The following is an 18637-nucleotide window of genomic DNA, read 5'->3' as shown; positions in this document are numbered from 1 at the left end:
GCACCCCGGTCATTTCAGGAGGTAACCCTGGCGACGCGGCGGCCGATCCGGACCAGGCTGAAGCCATGATCGCCGAACTGGCCAGGCCGTTGCCCAAGCTCCTCGCGCGGGCCGCCACCGAGCACAGCCCCGGGTACCGCATGGTCATCGCCGACACCGAGGCGGAAGTCCTTGCCGCGCAACGGCTCCGGCACCGGGTCTTCGCCGGTGAGCTGGGCGCGGCGCTGGCCGGGCCGTCCGGGGTGGACGCCGACGAGCTGGACGCGCACTGCGAGCACCTGCTGATCACCGAGGAGCGCACCGGCGAGGTGGTGGGCACCTACCGCATCCTGCCGCCCGGCGCGGCGGCCCGGCGCGGCGCGCTGTACTCCGACGGCGAGTTCGAGCTGGACGCGCTGGCCGGGCTGCGCGCCACGCTGGTGGAGGTCGGCCGCTCCTGCGTCGCCCCCGAGCACCGCAACGGCAGCGTGATCGGGCTGATGTGGGCCGGGCTGGCCAGGTACGTGGACCTGGTCGGCGGGCGCTGGGTCGCCGGCTGCGGCTCGGTGCCGCTGGCCGACGGCGGGCACCTGGCCGCCGCGGTCCGGGACCGGGTGCTCACCCGGCACCTCGCACCCGATGAGCATCGGGTGCGGCCGCGGATCCCGTGGGCGCACCAGGAAGTGCCGCGACCGGCCGGGCGGGTGGCGCTGCCGCCGCTGATGCAGGGCTACCTGCGGCTGGGCGCGTGGGTCTGCGGCGAACCGGCCTACGACGCGGACTTCGGCTGCGCGGACTTCTTCCTGCTGCTGGACACCCAGCGGATGGATCCCCGGTACCTGCGGCGGTTCCGGTGACCGCGGCCGGGCGGGCGGGGGCCTTCCGCTGGACCCCGTCGACCCCGTGCGACGACAGCTGCGTGCCGGGCCGGGACGCCGAACCCGTTGTGCCGCTGGGGGTTCAGCTGCGGCGCTGGCTCGCGCTGGCCGGGGTGTTCGCGCTCGCGGTGCCGGTGTCCTGGGTGTTTCCGTTGCTGCCCAAGGGAGTTCGCGGGCGGCTGGCCAGCAGCGGGGCGCGCGGGATCCTGCGCGCGCTGGGCGTGCGGGTGGTGGCGGATCCGCCACGGCCCGGTCCGGCGCTGGTGGTGGGCAACCACATCTCCTGGCTGGACGGGCTGGTGCTGCTGGCCAGGGAACCGCTGCACCAGGTGGCCAAGTCGGAGATCAGGGACATCCCGGTCTTCGGCGCGCTGGCCGTGCGGGCAGGCACGGTGTTCATCGAGCGGGACCGGTTGTCCACGCTGCCGGGCACGGTCGCGGAGATGCGCGCGCGGCTGGCGAGCGGGACCTCGGTGGCGGTGTTCCCGGAGGGCACCACCCGGTGCGCGGTGGCCGGAACGGTGTTGCGCCCGGCCAGTTTCCAGGCCGCGGTGGAGGCCGGGGTGGCGGTGCGGCCGGTGCGGGTGGAGTACCGGGGGCCGGGTGGCCGGGTCGCGGCGTCGGCGGCTTTCCTGGGGGAGGAAGAGGTGCTGGACTCGCTGCGCCGGGTGATCCGGGCCAGGGGGCTGTCGGTGCACGTGCGGGAGGGGCGGACGCTGTGGCCCGGGGCGGGATCGGGGCAGGCGGCGGGCGAGCGGGGCGGGTTGGCCGGTCCTGCGCGGGAGCGGCGGGAGTCAGCGGCTCGCGCTCAGGCGGGGGAGTTGGCGGCCCGTGCCCAGGCAGGGCGGGAGCGGCGGGAACTGGCGGCTCGCGCGCAGGCGGAAATCCTTGGCGTGCCAGTGGTTTCCGCGCCGGAGCTGCGGGTGGCGGCCTGATGCCCGAGTTCTTGCAGGCGCTGCTCGCCTCGCCCTGGCTGTACGCGGTGGTGCTCGCCTTGGCCGCGCTGGACGCCTTCCTGCCGTTCACCCCCAGCGACAGCACGGTGATCGCGATCAGCGTGGCCGCGGCCACCGGACCGCCCTCGATCTGGCTGGTGCTGCTCGCCGCGGTGGCCGGGGTGCTGCTCGGCGACTACGCCACCTACCTCGCCGGGCGTGGTGCCGGCCCGGGGCTGGAGCGGCGGATCTCCCGCAGTGCCAAGGGAAAGCAGGTCTACGACTGGGCTCGGCGGTCGATGGAGCGGCGAGGGCCGTGGGTGATCGTGGTGGCCCGCTACGTCCCGGCCGGGCGGCTGGCCAGCATGCTGGCCGCGGGCGCGGTGCGCTACCCGCGCGGGCGGTTCCTGTTGTGGGACACCGTGGCCGGCACCATCTGGGCGGTGGCCTGCGTGTCCCTCGGCTACCTCGGCGGCCGGGCCTTCGAGCAGAACCCGTTGCTGGGACTGGTATTGGCCCTCGGCATCGCGGCGGCGGTGGCCGGGGCCGTGGCCGGGGTGCGCGCGCTGTCGCGGCGGCGTCGCGACACACCCCGGCCAGAGCTGGCCGGGCTCAGCGAAGCAGGTACTGCCAGGTGAGCTGGTCAGCCACCCCGGTGGCGGGGAGCTGGTGGCCCGTCTGGAACTCCCGCACCGCGGTCTCGGTGGCGCCGGTGTACTCGCCGTCGGCCGGGGTGCGCAGCCCATTGGCCACCAGCAGCAGCTGCACGGCGTGCACCGCGTCGCCCCGATCGCCCTTGCGCAGGGCGGCCGGGATCAGCGCGGGCCAGGACTCCGCGCCGACCAAACCGGTCTCGGCGACGCCGATCCTGGTCTCCAGCCTGCGCGCCGCCTCATCGGTGCGCGGGTCGAACACCCCGTCCAGCGGCACGCCGCGCTCGCCCGCGTGGTGCAGCAGGCGTTGTGCGACAAGGACCTTCTCCCCCCGGTCGCCCGGCTGCAGCAGCGGCCAGGTCACCGGGTCGACGATCCGTTCCCGCTCGCCCATGGCCGCGGCGACCGCGCGCCGCAGCTCCGGCAGGCGGCCGTAGAGCACGTTGCCGGGGCAGGCGGTGTTGTTGTAGTCGCGGTGGCCGTAGATCTGGCTGGCCGCGATCCGGTACTGCTGGCACATGTAGCGGCACAGCGCCACCAGCGAGTTCCACTGCGCGGTGGTCGGGCCGACACTGGTGTAGAGGCCCTCGTTCTCGATGCCCAGTGCCACGTTGTTCTGGCCCGAGGTGTGCGCGCTGACCACGTGCTGGGTGCCGCCGTTGAGCGCGGCCAGGCTGCGGTGGCGGCCCTCGGTGATGTGCCCGCCGCGGCTGTTGGTGAAGTGCTGCCCGGTGTCGATCCAGCCGTTGGAGTCCATGTGGTAGTTCTGGATCGACCTGGACAGCGCGAACGCGCGGGCCAGTGAGTAGTCGGTGACGTTCGCGGTGGCCGTGTGATGGACGATGATCTTGACCGGCCTGCTGTTGAGCACCGAGATGGCGCCCTTGGCCGGCCGGGCGCCCCAGACGCCGGTGCCGTGGATGGCCGGTGCCAGCGCGCCGGACTCGGTCGCGCCGGCCAGCAGGGGATCGGCCAGCCCGAGTGCGCCGGCCGCGGTCACGGTGAGGCCGCCGCGTAAGAAAGCGCGGCGGCCGATCGGATTGCGTGCAGGGTTCGACATGACGACGACTCCCTCGTCTTGGGGGCAGGGAACCCCAGAGAAGTGGGTCAGTCGACGGTAAGAGCTGGTTCCGGAACTCATAAGGGCCGAAGGGGTGAGGAACTTTCGATTTGTTGTACTAAGTGGTCACCCATTCACCGTCCGGGTATAGGCGCGAGCGGCCATGACGCTACCCCGGGGCCGCGGTCAGGCACAGAGAAGTTGAATGGACGCGAGCCGGTAAAAACGGCCAACGCCTTGCGCTCGGGACCGGAAAGACGGCAACGGCCCCGGTTGGGCCAGCTGGTCCAACCGGGGCCGTGCGTGCTCAGCGGGTCAGCAGGGGCCGCTGTCCTGCCAGACGCCCCACTGGCCGGTGGTGCCGGGCTCCTCGCCGCGGGTCCACCACTTCGCGGTCCAGACCTTGCCCTTGTGCGAGACCTTGCTGTCCTTGACGTAGGTGTCGGTGCTCTTCCAGGCCGGGGCGTTGCACGCGCCGCCGGAGGTGGTCGTGGTGCTGGTCGGGTTGGTGGTCGGCCACGGGACCTGCGGGGACTTGTAGTAGTTGATCCCCATGACGTCCCAGCGCGGGCCCTGGGCGGCCAGGCGCTGCTTGAAGGCGTCCCAGTTGTGCGTGGACCTCGGCGACCAGCCCAGCTCGGCCAGCGCGGGCAGCCGCGGGAAGGCCATGAACTCGATGTCGGCGGTCTTGGTCAGCGTCTCCGACCACAGCGGGGCCTCCACGCCCAGCACCGCGTTCTCGGCCACGCCGGAGAGGTAGCCGCCGGGGTTCCAGTTGTAGGCGTCCTGCACCTCGATGTACCCGGCCCAGCTCAGGCCCAGCGGGGTGCTGGGGTTGTACTTCATGTCCAGGTAGGCCTTGTTGGCCGGGGACAGCAGCACCTTGCCGCCACGGCCCGCGTGCGCGGCCACGTTGGCATCGGAGGTGGTGGTGCCCCAGAACTGCGGCACGGCCGAGGTCGGCGGGGCCGGGCTGGCCTTGACGAACTCGTGCCAGCCCATGATCTTCTTGCCGTACTTGCCGACCAGCGGCATGACCCGCTGCATGAACTTGTTGTAGTCGGCGTCGCTGGTGGCGTGCGCCTCGTCGCCGCCGAGGTGGAAGTACTCGCCGGGGGTGATCGCGGCGATCTCCTTGATGACGTCCTCGACGAACTTGTAGGTGATCTCCTTGGTGATGCACAGCGAGCTGTAGCCGACCTCGGTGTCGGTGCGCAGCGGCGGGGCCACCCCGTTGCAGTTGAGCTCGGCGTAGGAGGACAGCGCGGCGTTGGTGTGGCCGGGCATGTCGAACTCGGGGATCACCTCGATGTGCCTGGCCTTGGCGTAGTTCACCACGTCGGTGTACTGCGCCTTGGTGTAGAAGCCGCCGGGGCCGCCGCCGACCTGGGTGCTGCCGCCGTGCTTGGTCAGGTTCGGCCAGCTGTCGATCTGGATCCGCCAGCCCTGGTCGTCGGTCAGGTGCCAGTGGAACTTGTTGACCTTGTACAGGGCCAGCTGGTCGATGTAGCGCTTGACCGTGTCCACGGTGAAGAAGTGCCGCGCGGAGTCCAGGTGCGCGCCGCGGTAGCCGAAGCGCGGCTGGTCCACGATCGTGCCGCCGGGCACCGTCCACGGGCCGGGCTTGACCGAGCTGGACTCGATCGCCGCGGGCAGCAGCTGGCGCAGCGTCTGCACCGCGTTGAACAGCCCGGCCGCCCGGTTCGCGCGCACGGTGGCCGCCTTGGCGGTGACGTCGAGCTGGTAGCCCTCCTGGCCGACGCCGGCGGGCGCGCCGCCCAGCAGCAAGACGATGCCCTCGGGGTCACCGGCGGCGGGCACGATCGGCAGCGGGTAGCCGGTGGAACGGCGCAGGATGCCGGCCAGGTACTCGGCCACCTGGGTGGCCTCCGGCGAACCGGCCTGCACCTGGATGCGGGAGCCGCTGCCCAGGGTGAAGGTGACGCCGGCGGCGGGGGTCACCGAGGCGGGCGCGGGGACGATGCTCCGCAACGGGCTCGCGGCCTCCTGAGCGGCCGCGTCGTGCTGGACCGAGGCCCAGCCCGTGGCAGCGCCGCCGAGCACGACGAGGGCGGCCAGGCCGCCGGCCAACCGCGACCGCAGTGGCCGCGTGCTGAGGGTTTTCACGGGGTGTCCTCCCGGAGAGTTCGGACAGGCGTGCACAAGCGGCGGCGGTGACCCGGCATACGGACATACCGGAAAGGCGGTGTGCAGCCATCGAATCTGGCGGCACTCCGCCTGTCAAGGGTCTAGACCACTAGGTTCACCCCGGTAGCCGTTACCGCTGCCCTTGTGCCCGCTGCTAACTCCCGGCCGGGATGGACAGCAGTCCGATCCCGTCCATGGTGCGCACCTCGAAGCTGGCGATCTCCGTGCGGGAGAGCGCCACGTTGCCGTTCTGCTGCAGCGGGTCGGGCGAGCCCGCCACGCCGTAGCCCTTCTCCGGCACCACCCAGCTGTTCACCGGGAAGGTCTCCCCGGCCTTGCCGATGGCCACCAGCTGGCAGCGCCGCGGCCCGGAGATGCCCTTGAGCTCCATCCGCACCTGCACGCCGGAGCCCTTCTCGGTCAGCCCCAGGGTCGCCGAGACGTTGTTCGCCGGGTTGCTGCCGGTCAGCGTCTCCTCGGTGAGGGTGTTCGCGTCCACGCTCGGGGTGACCGGACCGCTGGGGACGGACTGGCCGGTGGTCGGCGGCCGGCCGGGCAGGCTCAGGATCGGACTGGGCAGCGCCACGCCGCCCTGGCCCGCTCCGGTGGTCGCGGAGACCACCAGCGGGGTCAGCACCAGGGCCAGGCAGGCGGCCGCGGCCAGCGACCACAGCACCACCTTCTTCCTGGACCGCTTGCGCGCGCCGACCTGGTCGAGCAACTGGGCCAGCACCCGGTCGCCCGGACCGTCCGGCGCGGGTTCGGCGCCGCGGTGCGGCTGGGGCCGCGGCGGCGGCCCGAGCGTGCCCCTCGGTTGCGGTGCGACCGCGCCGCGCGGCAGGGCCGAGCCGACGCGCTGGGCCGGGGTGACCGGCCGCGGTCTGCCCGGTGGCGGCACACTGCGCAGCGGACGGCCCGGCGGGGTGCCGGCCTGTCCTGGCGGCGTGCCGTTGCGCCGCTGGTCCACCGTCCCGCGCTGCTGTTCCAGCGCGCGGGCGACGTCCAGCAGATCCGGCAGGTCCAGCATCTCCTGCAGCTCGTCCTGACAGCGGACGCAGTGGGTCAGGTGCTCCTCGAAGGCGATGGTGTCCGCCTCGTTGAGCACGCCGAGCAGGTAGGCGCCGACGTCGGAGTGGTCAGGTGGGGATGACATCCCCGCTCACCCCCGATCCTGGAGTGACCGTCTCAGGGCGCGCAACGCGTAGTACACCCTGGACTTGACGGTACCCGGTGGCACGCCCAGTACGGCGGCCGCTTCGTTGATGGTGCGGTCTCGTAGGTAGGTCTGGGTGATCGCCTCCCTGTGCTCCTCGCTCAGCTGCTGCAACGCCTCGGTGATCACCAGCGCGGACAGGGTCGCGTCGGCGCTGTCAGGCACCGGCACGGACTCCAAGGGGCTCGCCTCGACCTCGTGCGGCCGCGCACTGCGGCTGCGCCTTCCGTCGATCACGATCCGCCTCGCGACGGTGAACAACCAGGCCCGCATCAGCCCGGGCTCCCGGTCCAGCTTCTCGGCATTGCGCCAGGCCCGGAACAAGGTTTCCTGCACCACGTCCTCTGCCCACTGGCGGTCGTTGCCGGTGAGCTTGCACGCGTGCCCGAACAGCGCCCCGCCGTATTCGCGGTAGAGCGCCCTGACCAGATCGTCGTCCCGGCCGGAAACCTCGGCGGTGCCGGTTGACTCTGCTCTGGTGACCCGATGTCGGCCCACGGCGCACATCCTGTCCCCAGCAACGGGTTTCGTACAGGGCTGCGGCCGATCTTTTTGTGTCCGCGACGGATTTGGACTGATTTTGCGGCGAGGTTGAACCACCGCGGCCGGGGATCCGTAATCGTTGGCGCGTCGTCACGAAGGGACTGTCCACTATGGACACATGAGGTCATCGTCCGCAGAGCTTCCGGTTTTCCCTCCCGGATCACCGGAAAAGCCCGGGTAGGCCGGGCCGCACCCCCTGGCCTACCCGGGTTCCTCCTCGCCCGTGCCGCCCCGGAGGCGCCCATGCCGCACCATCCGGTCCTGCAACTCGCCGCCAGCACCCAGGACGAGGGGGTGCGCGCGGCGGCCGCGCTGTCGGGCTGGCTGGCCTACGGCCTGCTGTGCCTGACCCTGTGCTGGGGCGTGTTCACCAGCGCTGGCTGGGTGCGCAGGGCCACCGGCAGGCAGACCGTGCGGTCTGGGCACCTGCTGCTGGCCACGGTCACGCTGGCCTTCGTGCTCAGCCACGTGCTGACCCTGTTGTCCTTGCGGGAGGAGCGTTTCGGGCTGGTCAACCTGCTGTTCCCGGCCGCGGCGGGCGCGCCGCTGCGGCAGGCGCTGGGCGCGCTGGCCTTCGAGCTGATGCTCGTGGTCGCGCTCTCGGTGGCGCTGCGCCGGCTGCTGGGCTACCGGAGATGGCTGTGGTTGCACCGGTTGGCCTATCCAGCCGCGCTGCTCGGGGTGGCGCACGTGCTGCTGGGCGCCCTCGCCGGTGGCCGGATCGCGTTGCTGTGGCTGGCCGGGGTGACCTTGGTGGTGCCGGTGCTGACCTTGGCGGTGCTGCGTTTCCTGCCCGCGCGGGTGCTGGTCTCCGCCCGGATCATCGAGGAGGCGCCGTGAGATGGCCCTGACCGGGCGGGCCGAACGGATCGTGGTCGTCGGCACGGGTCCGGCCGGACTGAACGCGGCGGAACGCTTGCGGGAGCAGGGTTTCTCCGGTGAGCTGCTGGTGGTGGGTGAGGAACCGCGGCTGCCTTACCACCGTCCGGCCCTTGCGCAGCAGCTGTTGCTGGGGCAGGCCGGGCCGGAGGAGCTGACGTTGCCCGGACTGCCGGAGCTGGATGTGGTGTGGCGGCTGGGATCCCGGGCCGCCGCGCTGGACGTGGACCGCAGGTTGCTGCTGTTGCCGCGTGGGGAGGAGCTGCGCTACGACGGCCTGGTGGTGGCCACCGGGTCGCAGGCCCGGCACCTGCCCGGCGCGCCCCGGCACGACCGGCGGGTGCAGGTGCTGCGCACCATGAGCGATGGCCTTGCCCTGCACCGGAACGTGACCACCGGCAGCGGGCCGGTGGTGATCGTCGGCGGCGGGTTCCTGGGCTGTGAGCTGGCCGCCAGCCTGCGTGCCATGGACATCCCGGTGCTGCTGGTCGACCGCGGTGGCGACCTGCTCGGCGACGTGCTGGGCGAGCGGATGGGCGCCGCGGTCACCCGCCTGCACCGCGACGCCGGGGTCCGGCTGGCCCTGGGCGCCACGGTGTGGCGGTTCGCGCCCTATCCCGGCGGGATCGCGGTGCAGCTCACCGACGGCCAGCTGGTCTCCGCCCGCTGCGTGGTGCTCGCCGTCGGCGCGGTCCCGGCCAGCTACTGGCTGCGCGGCTCCGGCCTGGTGCTGGAGGACGGCGTGCTGTGCGAGGCGACCTGCCACGCCGTCGGCGCCAGGGACGTGGTGGTCGCCGGTGACCTGGCCCGCTGGCCCAACCTGCGCTTCGACGAGGTCCCGCGCCGGGTGGAGCACTGGATCAACGCGGTGGAGATGGGCCGGGCCGCCGCGGACAGCCTGCTGGCCGGCCCGGGCGCCCGCCCGTTCACCCCGCTGCCGCGGTTCTGGTCGGCCCAGCACGGCGTGCGGATCCAGGCCGCGGGCGCGCCCGCGCTGGCCGGGGACACCATCGCGCTGGCCGGGGCGCGCTCGCTGGGCCACCAGGTCTGCGGGTACGTGCGGCGCGGCTGGCTGGTGGGCGTGGCGGCCTGGGACAGCCCGCGCGGGATGCGGCAGTGGACCGCGGAGCTGGACCGGCAGTCCGCGGTGGGCTCGCCGCGGCCCTCGCCGGGGGAGACGGAGACGCCGAGGGGGATGCCCTCGGAGAGCGGGCGGGCGCGGCGGGGTCGCTGGTGCGGACGCCGGGGGAGCGGTGAGCGGTGAGCGGTGAGCGGGGTCAGCGCCTGCCGCCGGGGCTAGCGCCTGCCGTTGGCCCCGTGCACCGCGGTGGTCTCATCCCGCAGCGCGATCAGCTGCGCGACCAGCTGCCTGCTGCCGCCGGGCAGCACGGTCACCCACACCACGCCGCCGTTCTCCACCCGGCGCAGCACCAGGTACCGGCCGCGCCCGGGAACGTCGTGGAAGGCCACCACCCGGCTGCCCCGCCTGGTCGCGCCGAACCGGTCCCGCACCGTGCAGCCGAACTGGCCCCACCAGCCCGATCCGGCGCAGCGCCGGGCCAGCTCGCGGGCGGCCTGCGGGGTCTCGCCGCGCGCGGCGAGCACCTCGGCGAAGGCCACCGGGTCCGAACCCGCGGCCCGGGCGGCGGCGTCCAGGGAGTCACCGCGCACGCTCAGCGCCTCGCCGGGACCGCTGGGGGTGCCGCCGGCCAGCGTGGCCAGGTCGGTGGGCAGCAGGTAGTCGGGCAGGCGGGTCAGGTGCACGGTGTCGCCGATGCGCACCGCCAGCGTGCCGCTCTCACCGCGGGCGGCGCCGAAGGCGCGCAGCAGCTCGCCGGTCCACAGCCGGGCGTCCAGGGACCAGGTGTACTCGGCCAGGCCGAGGCAGGCGTCGGTGAGCCAGGAGGTCGGCCCGACCCGGTCGGCCAGGCCGCGCTGCCGCAGCGACTCCATGGCCAGCGCGGTCAGCATCCGGCGCTCGGAGTCGGTGGCGCCGAAGCTGGGCAGCTCCAGCGCCAGCGGCGGCTCGCCGAGCGAGAGCCGCGCCCACACCACCTCGAACTCGGTCGCGGTCAGCACCATCGTGGTCATCGCGTGCGGTTCGCCGCCCATCGCCCAGCCCCCTTGCGCCGAGAGACCTCGGTCAAGGGGGCAAACTAACCCGGGCCGGTGACTACGTGTGTAAACCAGGTCACATTCGGTGCGGTCAGTTTGGGGTGCGGCCGGCCGGTGGGTCGCCGCCGTCTCCACCGGCCGGCCGCGGGTCTGGCTAACTGGCGGCGAAGGTGAACCAGTTGACGTTGACGAAGTCGGCGGGCTGCCCGCTGGCGAAGGTCAGGTAGACGTCGTGCACCCCGGTGGTGTGGCTGAGGTTGGCCGGCACGGTCCGCCAGCTCTGCCAGCCGCCGGTGTTGCCCACCGAGAAGGACCCGATCACCGGACCGGTCCGGCTGTCCAGCCGCACCTCGACCAGCCCGCTGGCCCCGCCACCCACGCCGGAGGCGACCCTGGCCTGCACCTGCCGCGCACCCCCGGAACCGAAGTCCACGCCCCGGTACTGCACCCAGTCGCCGTTGCCGACGCCGCTGATGTTCGAGCCGCCCCCACTGTCCGAAGTGGACTCGGTGCGCACCCCGGACTGCGCGGCGAACCGCTCGGCCTCCCACCGGCTGTACGCGCTGCCACCCGCGGGCGGCGGCGCGCTGGTCGTGGTCGGGTTGCCGCCACCACCGCCGCGCTGGAAGACCGCGACGTAGTCGACCAGCATCGGCCGCCCCGGCACGGTGGCCGCCACCGGAGTGGTGCCGCCGTGCACGCCGTTGGGGAAGGCGCCGCCGATGGCCACGTTGAGGATGATGAAGTAGCCGTGGTTGGTCATGTTGTTCCAGGTGCCCGCGTCGAACTGGTCCTGGCGCACGCTGTGGAACTGCTGGCCGTCGACGTACCAGCGGAGTTGGTTGGGCGAGACCGAGCGGTCCCACTCGAACCGGTAGGTGTGGAAGGCCGACTGGCAGCTCGCGCCGGGGCAGGCCCGGCTGGCGCCGAGGCCGTCGGTCTCGTTGCACGGGCCGCCGGGGTTGACCCCGCAGTGCAGCACGCCCCAGACCGAGTTGACCCCGTTGACGTTCTCCATGATGTCGAACTCGCCGATACCAGGCCAGTTCCAGTAGTTCCCGCGATACGGCGTGCCCAGCGCCCAGAACGCGGGCCAGTACCCAAGCGCCGCGGTGCCGGTGACGTTGGGCATCTGGATCCGGCCCTCGATGGCCAGCACCCCGCCCGCGGGCGCCTGGAAGTCACCGCGGTGGGTCTCGATCCGGGCCGAGGTCCACTTCCCGGCACCGTCCCGCAGCGGCGTGATCCGCAGGTTGCCGCCACCGTCCAGGCTGACGTTGTTCGGGCTGTTGGTGTGGTAGGCGATCTCCCCGGTGCCCCAGTTGGCGGGCCCGCCGGGATAGCCGTGACCGATGTCGAAGATCCAGTTGTTGCCCGAGGGCAGCGAGCCGGAGGGCCCGTTGAAGTCATCGGCCCAGACCTGGGACCAGCCAGGCGGGGGCGGCGGAACGGCGGCGCCTGCCGGAGCGAACAGGGAGAGGGGGACGACCGTGGCCGCGGCGGCCACGGCGGCGCCGATCGCCCAGCGACGGGAACGAGATCGGCGAATGGGGGGACTGGCGGTGGACATGGGCGAGCGCCTCCTCGGTCCGTGGCGGCGGCACAGCAGGGGGAAGGGGTGCGGGCCACGGTCGGTGCGTCTCCGGCCGCGTTGCCGTGGGTTGATGAGAGCGCTCTCAGGGGGTGTTGTCAACGATTGGGCGGGATTTTGGGGGAGAAACAACAAATGGGGGAGGGGCAGGGCAGGCGGGGTCGGGTGGGGTGGGCTGGGGCGGGTCGGCAGCGGCGCGGGGCTGCGAGCGAGGGGTTGGGCGGGCGGCGCGGGTGGCAGCGCGGGCGGCGCGGGTGGCAGCGCGGGCGGCGCGGGGTGGACCGGGCCGGGCAGGCGGAGTGTCGGGTGGCAGCGGTGGGCCATGCGGGGCGGGCAGGGGCTGGGCAGGCAGATTGCGCGGGTGGCGACGCAGAACTGCGCGCGGTGGACCGGGTCGGGTGGGCGGAGTGGGTGGGCGGCGATGGGCCGCCCGCGGCGGGCTAGGCGAGGCGGGGCCGGGCAGGCGGAGTGTCGGGCGGCAGCGGTGGGCTGTGTCGGGCTGCGCGGGGCGGGGTTGGCGGCAGCGGTGGGTCCGGTCGGATCGGGCGGGCAACGGCAGTAGGGCCGGGTGCGGCGGGCAAGGTCGGGGCGCGGCGGGCAGCGGCGCAGGGCTGCGTGCGGTTGGCCGGGGCAGGTGGATTGTGCGAGCGGCGGTGGTGGGCGGCGGTGGGCCGGGTGCGGCGGGCAAGGCGGGGCTGTTGTGGCGGGGCTGGCCGGGCAGCGGCGGGGTGGGGCCGCTGCCCGGGGTTCGTCATGGGTGGGACCAGCGGAGGGTTTGTTCTGGGTAGTCGGGGGATGGGGCGTTGAGCAGGGGGCTGGGGATGCCGTGCAGGTGTTGGTGGAAGAAGGCTCGGCTGTAGGTGCGGTTGATCTGGGTCGCCCTGGGGCCGAACAGGTCGCCGAACAGGGCGGTGAAGACGGCTGGGCGGTCGTGCAGCAGGGCGCGGGCGCCGGAGATGTCGGGGAACAGGGACAGGTCGGTGGCGGAGTAGTGGGAGGCGCCGGTCAGGGCGAAGTGGCGGCCCCAGGCTCGGTGGTTGGCCTTCCAGGCGGTGAAGGTGGGGTAGTCGGGGGCGGCTGTGCTGAGCAGGAGGAAGGGGCCGGGGACGCCGTGGTTGGCGGCTCCGTTCCAGAAGCCGCCGTCCAGGTTGAGGCCCGCGCGGAAGCGGGGGTCGGCGCGCATGGTCTCGGCGGCGGTGGCGCCGCCCATGGAGTGGCCCAAGGCGCCGATCTTGGTCACGTCCAGGCGGCCGCGGAAGCGGGGGGTGGTGACGGCCTGGTCGAGGGTGGTGCGCAGGTCGGCGACCCGGACGCGGAGCTCTTCGGCCCGTTGTTCCTCGGTGGGGATCTCGGGGCGGTTTCCCCTGACCACGCGGCCGTCCGGGAAGCGGACCGCGGCGGCGTCGTAGGTGTGGTCCACCGACAGCACCACGTAGCCGTGGCTGGCCAGGTCCTCGGCCAGTGAGGTGGACAGGACGCGCATGCCGCCGCGGCCCTGGCTGTACAGCAGCACCGGCCAGCCCGCGCCGAACACCGGGGCGTCCTGGCGCGCGTGCGGGCGCACCCGGTCCAGGAACGGGCTGACCCCGCCGCCGATGACGCCGTTGAGGTGGGCGGCCACGGTGGTGCTGATGGTGTCGTCGGTGTAGCGGGCTCTTGGGGTCACCGCGATCGCGGGGTACCAGGCGCGGACCATCAGCTCGCGGGCCGCCGGGGCTGGGGACCAGGGATCGGGGCGGGACGGGTCGGTCAGGTGCAGGTCGGTGACGCCCACGGCCAGGCGGCCGGTGGGCGTGGGCAGGTCCAGGTGCTGCGTGCGCGCGGGCGCGGCCGCCGCGGGCAGGGCGGTGGCGGTGCCGGCGGCCAGGGTCAGCAGCACGGCCAGCAGCCGTGTTGAACGCATGGAGTCCCCTCTGGAGTGGTGGTTCACCGTCCTTTCACCCTGCCAGCGGAAATGGGGTGATGATCGTTGGCGGGCGGGGTCTGCCCTTTGGGGCTCTCAGGATTCTCAGCTGCCGAAGTGGTGGCGCGGTTCGCGGGCGCGCGTATTCGATCCGGGCCGCGGGCCTGGCTGCGGAGTTCGGTGGGCTGGCCTGCTGGGACGCCTGCGAGCGGTGGATGGCCGGCGTTGGCTGGCGGCCAGGTTTTTGGGCTTGGCCGGTTCAGCGTCGGCGGCCGGCGCCAGCGGGCTTCGACGGTCGGCCACGGTGTCCGTGCCGAGTTGGCGGGCGGCATGCGGGGTGAGGTCGAGGAAGGCGGTGCTGAGCAGTGGCGGGGCCGCGGCGAGCAGCGGGTGCTCGGTTGCGGTCACGTCGAGTCTTGCGTCGGCAAGTGCGGGTGGGCCGGCGGTAGTGCGGCGTGCTCGCCGGGCGGGAGCTACGGCGGTGGTCGCCGTTGCGGGGTCAGGGGTGGGACCAGAGGAGGTTGTGTTCTGGCCAGTGTGGGGAGTTCTGGTCCAGTAACGGGGCTGGGCGGCCGGTGAGGTGGTGGTCGAACAGGGCGGTGAGGTAGGCGCGGTACAGCTGGGTGGTGCGGACGCCGTCCAGGGTGCCGAAGAGCTGGCGGTACAGGTCTGGGTGGTCCTTGAGGAGGTCGCGGAGGCCGGAGACTTCCGGGAACAGGGAGATGTCGGTGGGGGTGCTGTGCACGCCGGCGGGCAGGGTGAAGTGGCGGCCCCAGGACCGCTGGTTCGCGCGCCAGCTGGCGAAGCTGGGGTGGTCGACTGTGCCCGCGCTGAACAGGGCGAACGGGCCGGGGGTGCCCTTGTCCCTGACCTCGCCCCAGAAGGCGCCGTCGAGGTTCGCGCCGACTCGGAAGCGGCGGTCGGCGCGCATGGCCTCGGCCGCGGTGTCTCCGCCGATGGAGTGGCCGAAGACGCCGGTCCGGCGCGGGTCGAGGCGGTGGCGGAGCGGGGTGGCGGTGGTGCTGAGCTGGTCGAGGGTGAAGCGCAGGTCGGCGACCCGGACCTGGACCTCGGCGGAGAGTACGGGCTCGGTGGGCTTGGCCGGGCGGTTGGCGGTGGCGGTGCGGCCGTCCGGGAAGCGGACCGCGGCGGCGTCGTAGGTGTGGTCCACGGCGGCCACCACGTAGCCATTGGCGGCCAGGCCCTCGGCGATCGCGGTGGTGGTGCTGCGCATCAAGCCTCGGCCGTGGCTGTGCAGCAGCAGCGGCCACCTGCCCGGCAGCACCGGCGCGTCCAGGCGGGCGGTGGGGCGCACCCGGTCCAGGAACGGCTCGCCGCGGCCGAGGCCGAGCGCGGTGATCAGGTCGGCGTAGTGCCGGTCGACCGAGGGATCGCCGTAGCGGGCGCGGGCGCCCACCGGCACGGCCGGGTACCAGAGCTGGACCATCAGCTCGCGTGGTCCTGGCGCGGGCGCCCGCGGGTCAGGCCGGGCGTGGTCGACCAGGTGCAGGTTGGTGGTGCCGACCGGGAACGGGCCGCCGGTGGCCGGCAGGTCCAGGGTGGGCTTGGCCGCCGCGGTGGCGGTGGACAGCACGGTGGTCAGCAGCAGGAGGAACGCGGTGAGCAGGGCGGTGAAGCGGGTTCGAAGCACCTTTCTCTCCCCAGGGTGGCGGTGGTGTGGTGGGTTCAGACTGCCGGGTGGGCAGGGGTGCGATCGGGTGATTCCGCTGGGGGCGAACGGGCATCACTCGATGTGTGCTTGAGGGGGTCAGGTGCCGGGTCGTCGGCGTTCCGTGGCCGATCCGTGTTTTCCGCCGCACACAATGAGACCCGTGAACCACAGCCCCCGCCCACCGGTGCCCGCGCACCTGAACTACCTCGCCAAGGCCGACGAACTGACCGGGCTGAGCACCAGGGAGGTGTTCGCGCACATCTTCCACAGCAACATGTGGGGCAGCGCGGACTCGGTCTCCGGCTGCGGCTCCGCGCTGGAGCAGACCGCCGTGCTGCGCACCGAGCTGCCGAAGCTGTTGCGCCGCTTCGGCATCCGCAGCCTGCTGGACATCCCGTGCGGCGACTTCGGCTGGCTGGCCGGCTGCGACCTCGGCCTGGAGACCTACCTGGGCGCGGACATCGTGGAGGAGCTGATCGCGGCCAACCTGGCCAAGTACTTCCGGCACGGCGGCAACCGCCGCTTCTACACCCTCGACCTCACCAGGGACCCGCTGCCGCGCACCGACGCGGTGCTCTGCCGGGACTGCCTGGTGCACCTGAGCTTCGAGCAGGTCTGGGACGCGCTGGACAACCTGCGCCGCAGCGGCTCCCGCTACCTGCTCGCCACCACCTTCCTCGAACTGGAGCACAACGAGGACATCGCCACCGGCGACTGGCGCCCGCTCAACCTGCAGCGCGCCCCGTTCCGCCTGCCCGACCCGGTCGCCGTGCTGGTGGAGAACTGCACCGAGCAGGACGGCGCCTTCGCCGACAAGGCGCTGGGCATGTGGGAGATCGACCAGCTACCGGTGCGACCGTGACCCCGCCGGCTTCATGAAGTCCGCGGCGGGCAGCCCGAAGATCTCCTCGCGGGCGATCGCGTAGGCCGCGTGCAGCGCGCCGGCCCGCACCGCGTTGCCGGTCACCGAGGCCAGCTCCACCGGCGTCTTCGGGATCACCAGCTGGTGCAGCTCGGTCTGCACCAGCTCGCACAGCAGCTGCCCGCCGGTCTCCGCGGTCTCCCCGGAGAGCAGCACCAGCTCCGGATCGAGCACCGAGACCAGGTTGGCCACCCCGGTGGCGATCCGGCGGGCCAGGTCGGTCAGGAACGGCAGGCCCAGCTCGGGGTCGGCCACCGCGGCGCGCACCGCCTCGATCCCGGTCTCGGCCACCACCCCGTGCGCCGCGGCCAGGCCGGTGATCGAGGCCGAGCTGACCAGGTCGCCGAAGCGGATCCCCTCCCGGCCGACCTCGCTGCCGGCCTGGGCCCGGTCCGGCACCCGCATCCAGTCGATCTCGCCAGCGCCGCCGGTGGCCCCGCGCAGCAGCACCCGGTTGACCACCACCGCGCTGCCCACCGCGTCCGCGGGCCAGACCAGCACCATGTCCCGCACGTCGACGGCCTTGCCGGAGACCATCTCCTCCAGCGCGACCAGGTTCACGTCGTTCTCCACCGTGACCGTGGCGTTGAGCAGCTCGCTGAGCCGCCCCGGCAGGTCGAAGCCCTCCCAGCCGGGCAGGTGCGGGGCGAACCCGAGCTGTCCGGTGGCCCGGTCCACCGCGCCGGGACTGCCCACCACCACGTGCCGCAGCCCGTCCTCGGGCAGCCCGGCCAGCCGCACCGCCGCGCCCAGCGCCGTGGTGAAGGCGGCCAGCACCGCCTCGGTCGGCCCGGCGGGCATCACCGCGCGGTGCTCGGCCAGCAGCCTGCCGGAGATGTCCGCGACCGCGATGTCCACCGACGCCGCGGTCAGGTCCACCGCGGCCACGTGGCACAGCGCCCCGTTGACCGCCCACAGTTGCGCCCTCGGCCCGCGCGCGCCGCCGCGCAGCCCCTCCCGGCGCACCACGTCGTCCTCCTCCAGCCGCGCCAGCAGCTGCGCGGTGGCCGGTTTGGACAGGCCGATCGCGGTCTCCAGCTCGGAACGGGTCATCGCCCCGTTGGCCAGGAGGATCTCGATGGCCGCCCGATCGTTGATCTCCCGCAGCAGACGCGGACTTCCGGCTCGCACCACCACTCCCCCTTCACACGTACGTAACTGGACGTGTCACCGGATACGGCCATCCAGGTGTCACCCGAGCGCGGGTGCCCGCCGAATCGTAGGACCTCCTCCGGGTCCGGTCCGGCATATCGGCGCGAGCCGTCGCGCAACGGGGTGCTACTGGGGGACTGGCCACCCTCAGTAGTGTGTTCGCCACCCGCCGACATCCCCGAGGTGTGCCGTGACCGGAGCGCAGCGCGACTGGGCAGGGCCCAGGTCCGCCCGGGTCTATGACTACCTGCTCGGCGGCGGCCACAACTTCGCCGTGGACCGCGAGTTCGCCGACCGGATGGTCGCCGAGATGCCGTGGGTGGCGCACTCGGCGGTGGTCAACCGGGCGTTCGTGCGCCGGGTGGTGCACTTCATGCTCTCCGCCGGGGTGCGCCAGTTCCTGGACCTGGGCTGCGGCATCCCCGGCGTGGACCCGGTGCACCTGGTCGCCAGGCAGGCCGCGCCGGAGACCAGGGTGGTCTACGTCGACCACGACGAGCTGGCGGTGGCGCACGCCGAACTGCTGCTCGACGGCGACGAGCGGGCCACCGTGCTGCGCGCGGACGCGGCCGACCCGCGCGCGGTGCTGACCGCGCCCGAGGTCCGCCGGATGCTCGACTTCACGGCCCCGATCGGCCTGCTCGCGATAGCCCTGCTGCACTACGTGCCCAACGAGCGAGATCCCGAGGGGATGCTCACCGGCTACGCGAACCGGCTGGCCGTGGGCAGTTTCCTGGCGCTGAGCCACGCCACCTTCGACGTATCACCCGAACCGGTGAAGCAGGCGCAGGGCTGGATGGTCGACAGTGACCCGGTGCACCCACGCGGCCGGGACCGGATCGAGGGCTTCTTCACCGGTTTCGACCTGGTCGCGCCGGGACTGGTACATCCGGGGCAGTGGCGCAACCCGGTGCGCCCCGGTCCCGGCGCCGTCGGCGAGTGGTCCTTCGCCGGTGTCGGCCGCAAGTCATCCTCCACCGAAGGGACAGCGTGA

General features: G+C 73.1%; 16 protein-coding genes. 7 read left to right on the top strand and 9 right to left on the bottom strand.

Annotation, left to right across the window (positions count from 1 at the left end; translation table 11 throughout):
• The first annotated feature begins 65 nt into the window (after nucleotides 1–65).
• From M8C13_RS19745 to M8C13_RS19735, 3 genes are read left to right on the top strand one after another with little or no spacing between them, the layout of a single operon-like run.
• On the top strand, nucleotides 66–836 hold the full coding sequence (locus M8C13_RS19745) for a GNAT family N-acetyltransferase (RefSeq protein WP_252482096.1): 771 nt from the start codon (nucleotides 66–68) through the stop codon (nucleotides 834–836).
• Entirely contained in the window at nucleotides 833–1792 is a 960-nt protein-coding gene (locus M8C13_RS45095; protein WP_308202826.1) for a lysophospholipid acyltransferase family protein, read from the top strand. Before M8C13_RS19745 ends, M8C13_RS45095 begins: the two co-directional genes overlap by 4 nt.
• On the top strand, nucleotides 1792–2430 hold the full coding sequence (locus M8C13_RS19735; protein WP_252482095.1) for a DedA family protein: 639 nt from the start codon (nucleotides 1792–1794) through the stop codon (nucleotides 2428–2430). Before M8C13_RS45095 ends, M8C13_RS19735 begins: the two co-directional genes overlap by 1 nt.
• Here the strand turns inward: M8C13_RS19735 and M8C13_RS19730 are convergent.
• The 4 genes from M8C13_RS19730 to M8C13_RS19715 form a co-directional block, all read right to left on the bottom strand.
• On the bottom strand, nucleotides 2405–3505 hold the full coding sequence (locus M8C13_RS19730) for an N-acetylmuramoyl-L-alanine amidase (protein ID WP_252482094.1): 1101 nt from the start codon (nucleotides 3503–3505) through the stop codon (nucleotides 2405–2407). The genes M8C13_RS19735 and M8C13_RS19730 overlap by 26 nt on opposite strands.
• A gap of 315 nt (nucleotides 3506–3820) precedes the next feature.
• Nucleotides 3821–5632 carry a family 20 glycosylhydrolase gene (locus M8C13_RS19725; protein ID WP_252482093.1) on the bottom strand — a complete coding sequence of 604 codons (1812 nt, stop codon included), beginning with the start codon at nucleotides 5630–5632 and terminating at the stop codon, nucleotides 3821–3823.
• Between the two features lie 175 nt (nucleotides 5633–5807).
• Nucleotides 5808–6806, bottom strand: coding sequence for an anti-sigma factor (locus M8C13_RS19720; protein WP_252482092.1), 999 nt, complete (start codon nucleotides 6804–6806; stop codon nucleotides 5808–5810).
• Between the two features lie 6 nt (nucleotides 6807–6812).
• Nucleotides 6813–7373 carry a sigma-70 family RNA polymerase sigma factor gene (locus tag M8C13_RS19715; RefSeq protein WP_374213099.1) on the bottom strand — a complete coding sequence of 187 codons (561 nt, stop codon included), beginning with the start codon at nucleotides 7371–7373 and terminating at the stop codon, nucleotides 6813–6815.
• A 279-nt stretch (nucleotides 7374–7652) separates the two neighbouring features.
• Between M8C13_RS19715 and M8C13_RS19710 the strand changes: the two genes are divergently transcribed.
• Complete coding sequence (locus M8C13_RS19710; RefSeq protein ID WP_252482091.1) at nucleotides 7653–8249, top strand: ferric reductase-like transmembrane domain-containing protein; 597 nt, start codon at nucleotides 7653–7655, stop codon at nucleotides 8247–8249.
• A gap of 1 nt (nucleotide 8250) precedes the next feature.
• The gene (locus M8C13_RS19705) at nucleotides 8251–9552 is read left to right on the top strand and encodes an NAD(P)/FAD-dependent oxidoreductase (protein WP_252482090.1); all 1302 of its coding nucleotides are present in this window, start codon (nucleotides 8251–8253) and stop codon (nucleotides 9550–9552) included.
• 32 nt (nucleotides 9553–9584) lie between these two features.
• Here the strand turns inward: M8C13_RS19705 and M8C13_RS19700 are convergent, their stop codons facing one another.
• From M8C13_RS19700 to M8C13_RS19685, 4 genes are all read right to left on the bottom strand, one after another.
• Nucleotides 9585–10400: an ESX secretion-associated protein EspG gene (locus tag M8C13_RS19700; protein WP_252482089.1), complete on the bottom strand. Its 816-nt coding sequence runs from the start codon at nucleotides 10398–10400 to the stop codon at nucleotides 9585–9587.
• A 157-nt stretch (nucleotides 10401–10557) separates the two neighbouring features.
• Nucleotides 10558–11973: a carbohydrate-binding protein gene (locus M8C13_RS19695; protein ID WP_252482088.1), complete on the bottom strand. Its 1416-nt coding sequence runs from the start codon at nucleotides 11971–11973 to the stop codon at nucleotides 10558–10560.
• 772 nt (nucleotides 11974–12745) lie between these two features.
• Nucleotides 12746–13897: a hypothetical protein gene (locus M8C13_RS19690; protein ID WP_252482087.1), complete on the bottom strand. Its 1152-nt coding sequence runs from the start codon at nucleotides 13895–13897 to the stop codon at nucleotides 12746–12748.
• A 499-nt stretch (nucleotides 13898–14396) separates the two neighbouring features.
• The gene (locus tag M8C13_RS19685) at nucleotides 14397–15548 is read right to left on the bottom strand and encodes a hypothetical protein (RefSeq protein ID WP_252482086.1); all 1152 of its coding nucleotides are present in this window, start codon (nucleotides 15546–15548) and stop codon (nucleotides 14397–14399) included.
• A 181-nt stretch (nucleotides 15549–15729) separates the two neighbouring features.
• Between M8C13_RS19685 and M8C13_RS19680 the strand changes: the two genes are divergently transcribed.
• Entirely contained in the window at nucleotides 15730–16431 is a 702-nt protein-coding gene (locus M8C13_RS19680; RefSeq protein ID WP_252482085.1) for a class I SAM-dependent methyltransferase, read from the top strand.
• Here M8C13_RS19680 and M8C13_RS19675 read toward each other — a convergent pair.
• The gene (locus M8C13_RS19675; RefSeq protein ID WP_252482084.1) at nucleotides 16414–17622 is read right to left on the bottom strand and encodes an ROK family transcriptional regulator; all 1209 of its coding nucleotides are present in this window, start codon (nucleotides 17620–17622) and stop codon (nucleotides 16414–16416) included. The two genes, M8C13_RS19680 and M8C13_RS19675, sit on opposite strands and share 18 nt — an antisense overlap.
• Nucleotides 17623–17833: 211 nt before the next feature.
• Here M8C13_RS19675 and M8C13_RS19670 point away from each other — a divergent pair, with 211 nt between their 5' ends.
• The gene (locus M8C13_RS19670) at nucleotides 17834–18637 is read left to right on the top strand and encodes an SAM-dependent methyltransferase (protein WP_252482083.1); all 804 of its coding nucleotides are present in this window, start codon (nucleotides 17834–17836) and stop codon (nucleotides 18635–18637) included.

This window comes from Crossiella sp. SN42, from assembly GCF_023897065.1.
GTDB lineage: Bacteria > Actinomycetota > Actinomycetes > Mycobacteriales > Pseudonocardiaceae > Crossiella.
The sequence above is the reverse complement of the archived record's forward strand: the minus strand, read 5'-3'. Positions and strand labels throughout refer to the sequence as shown.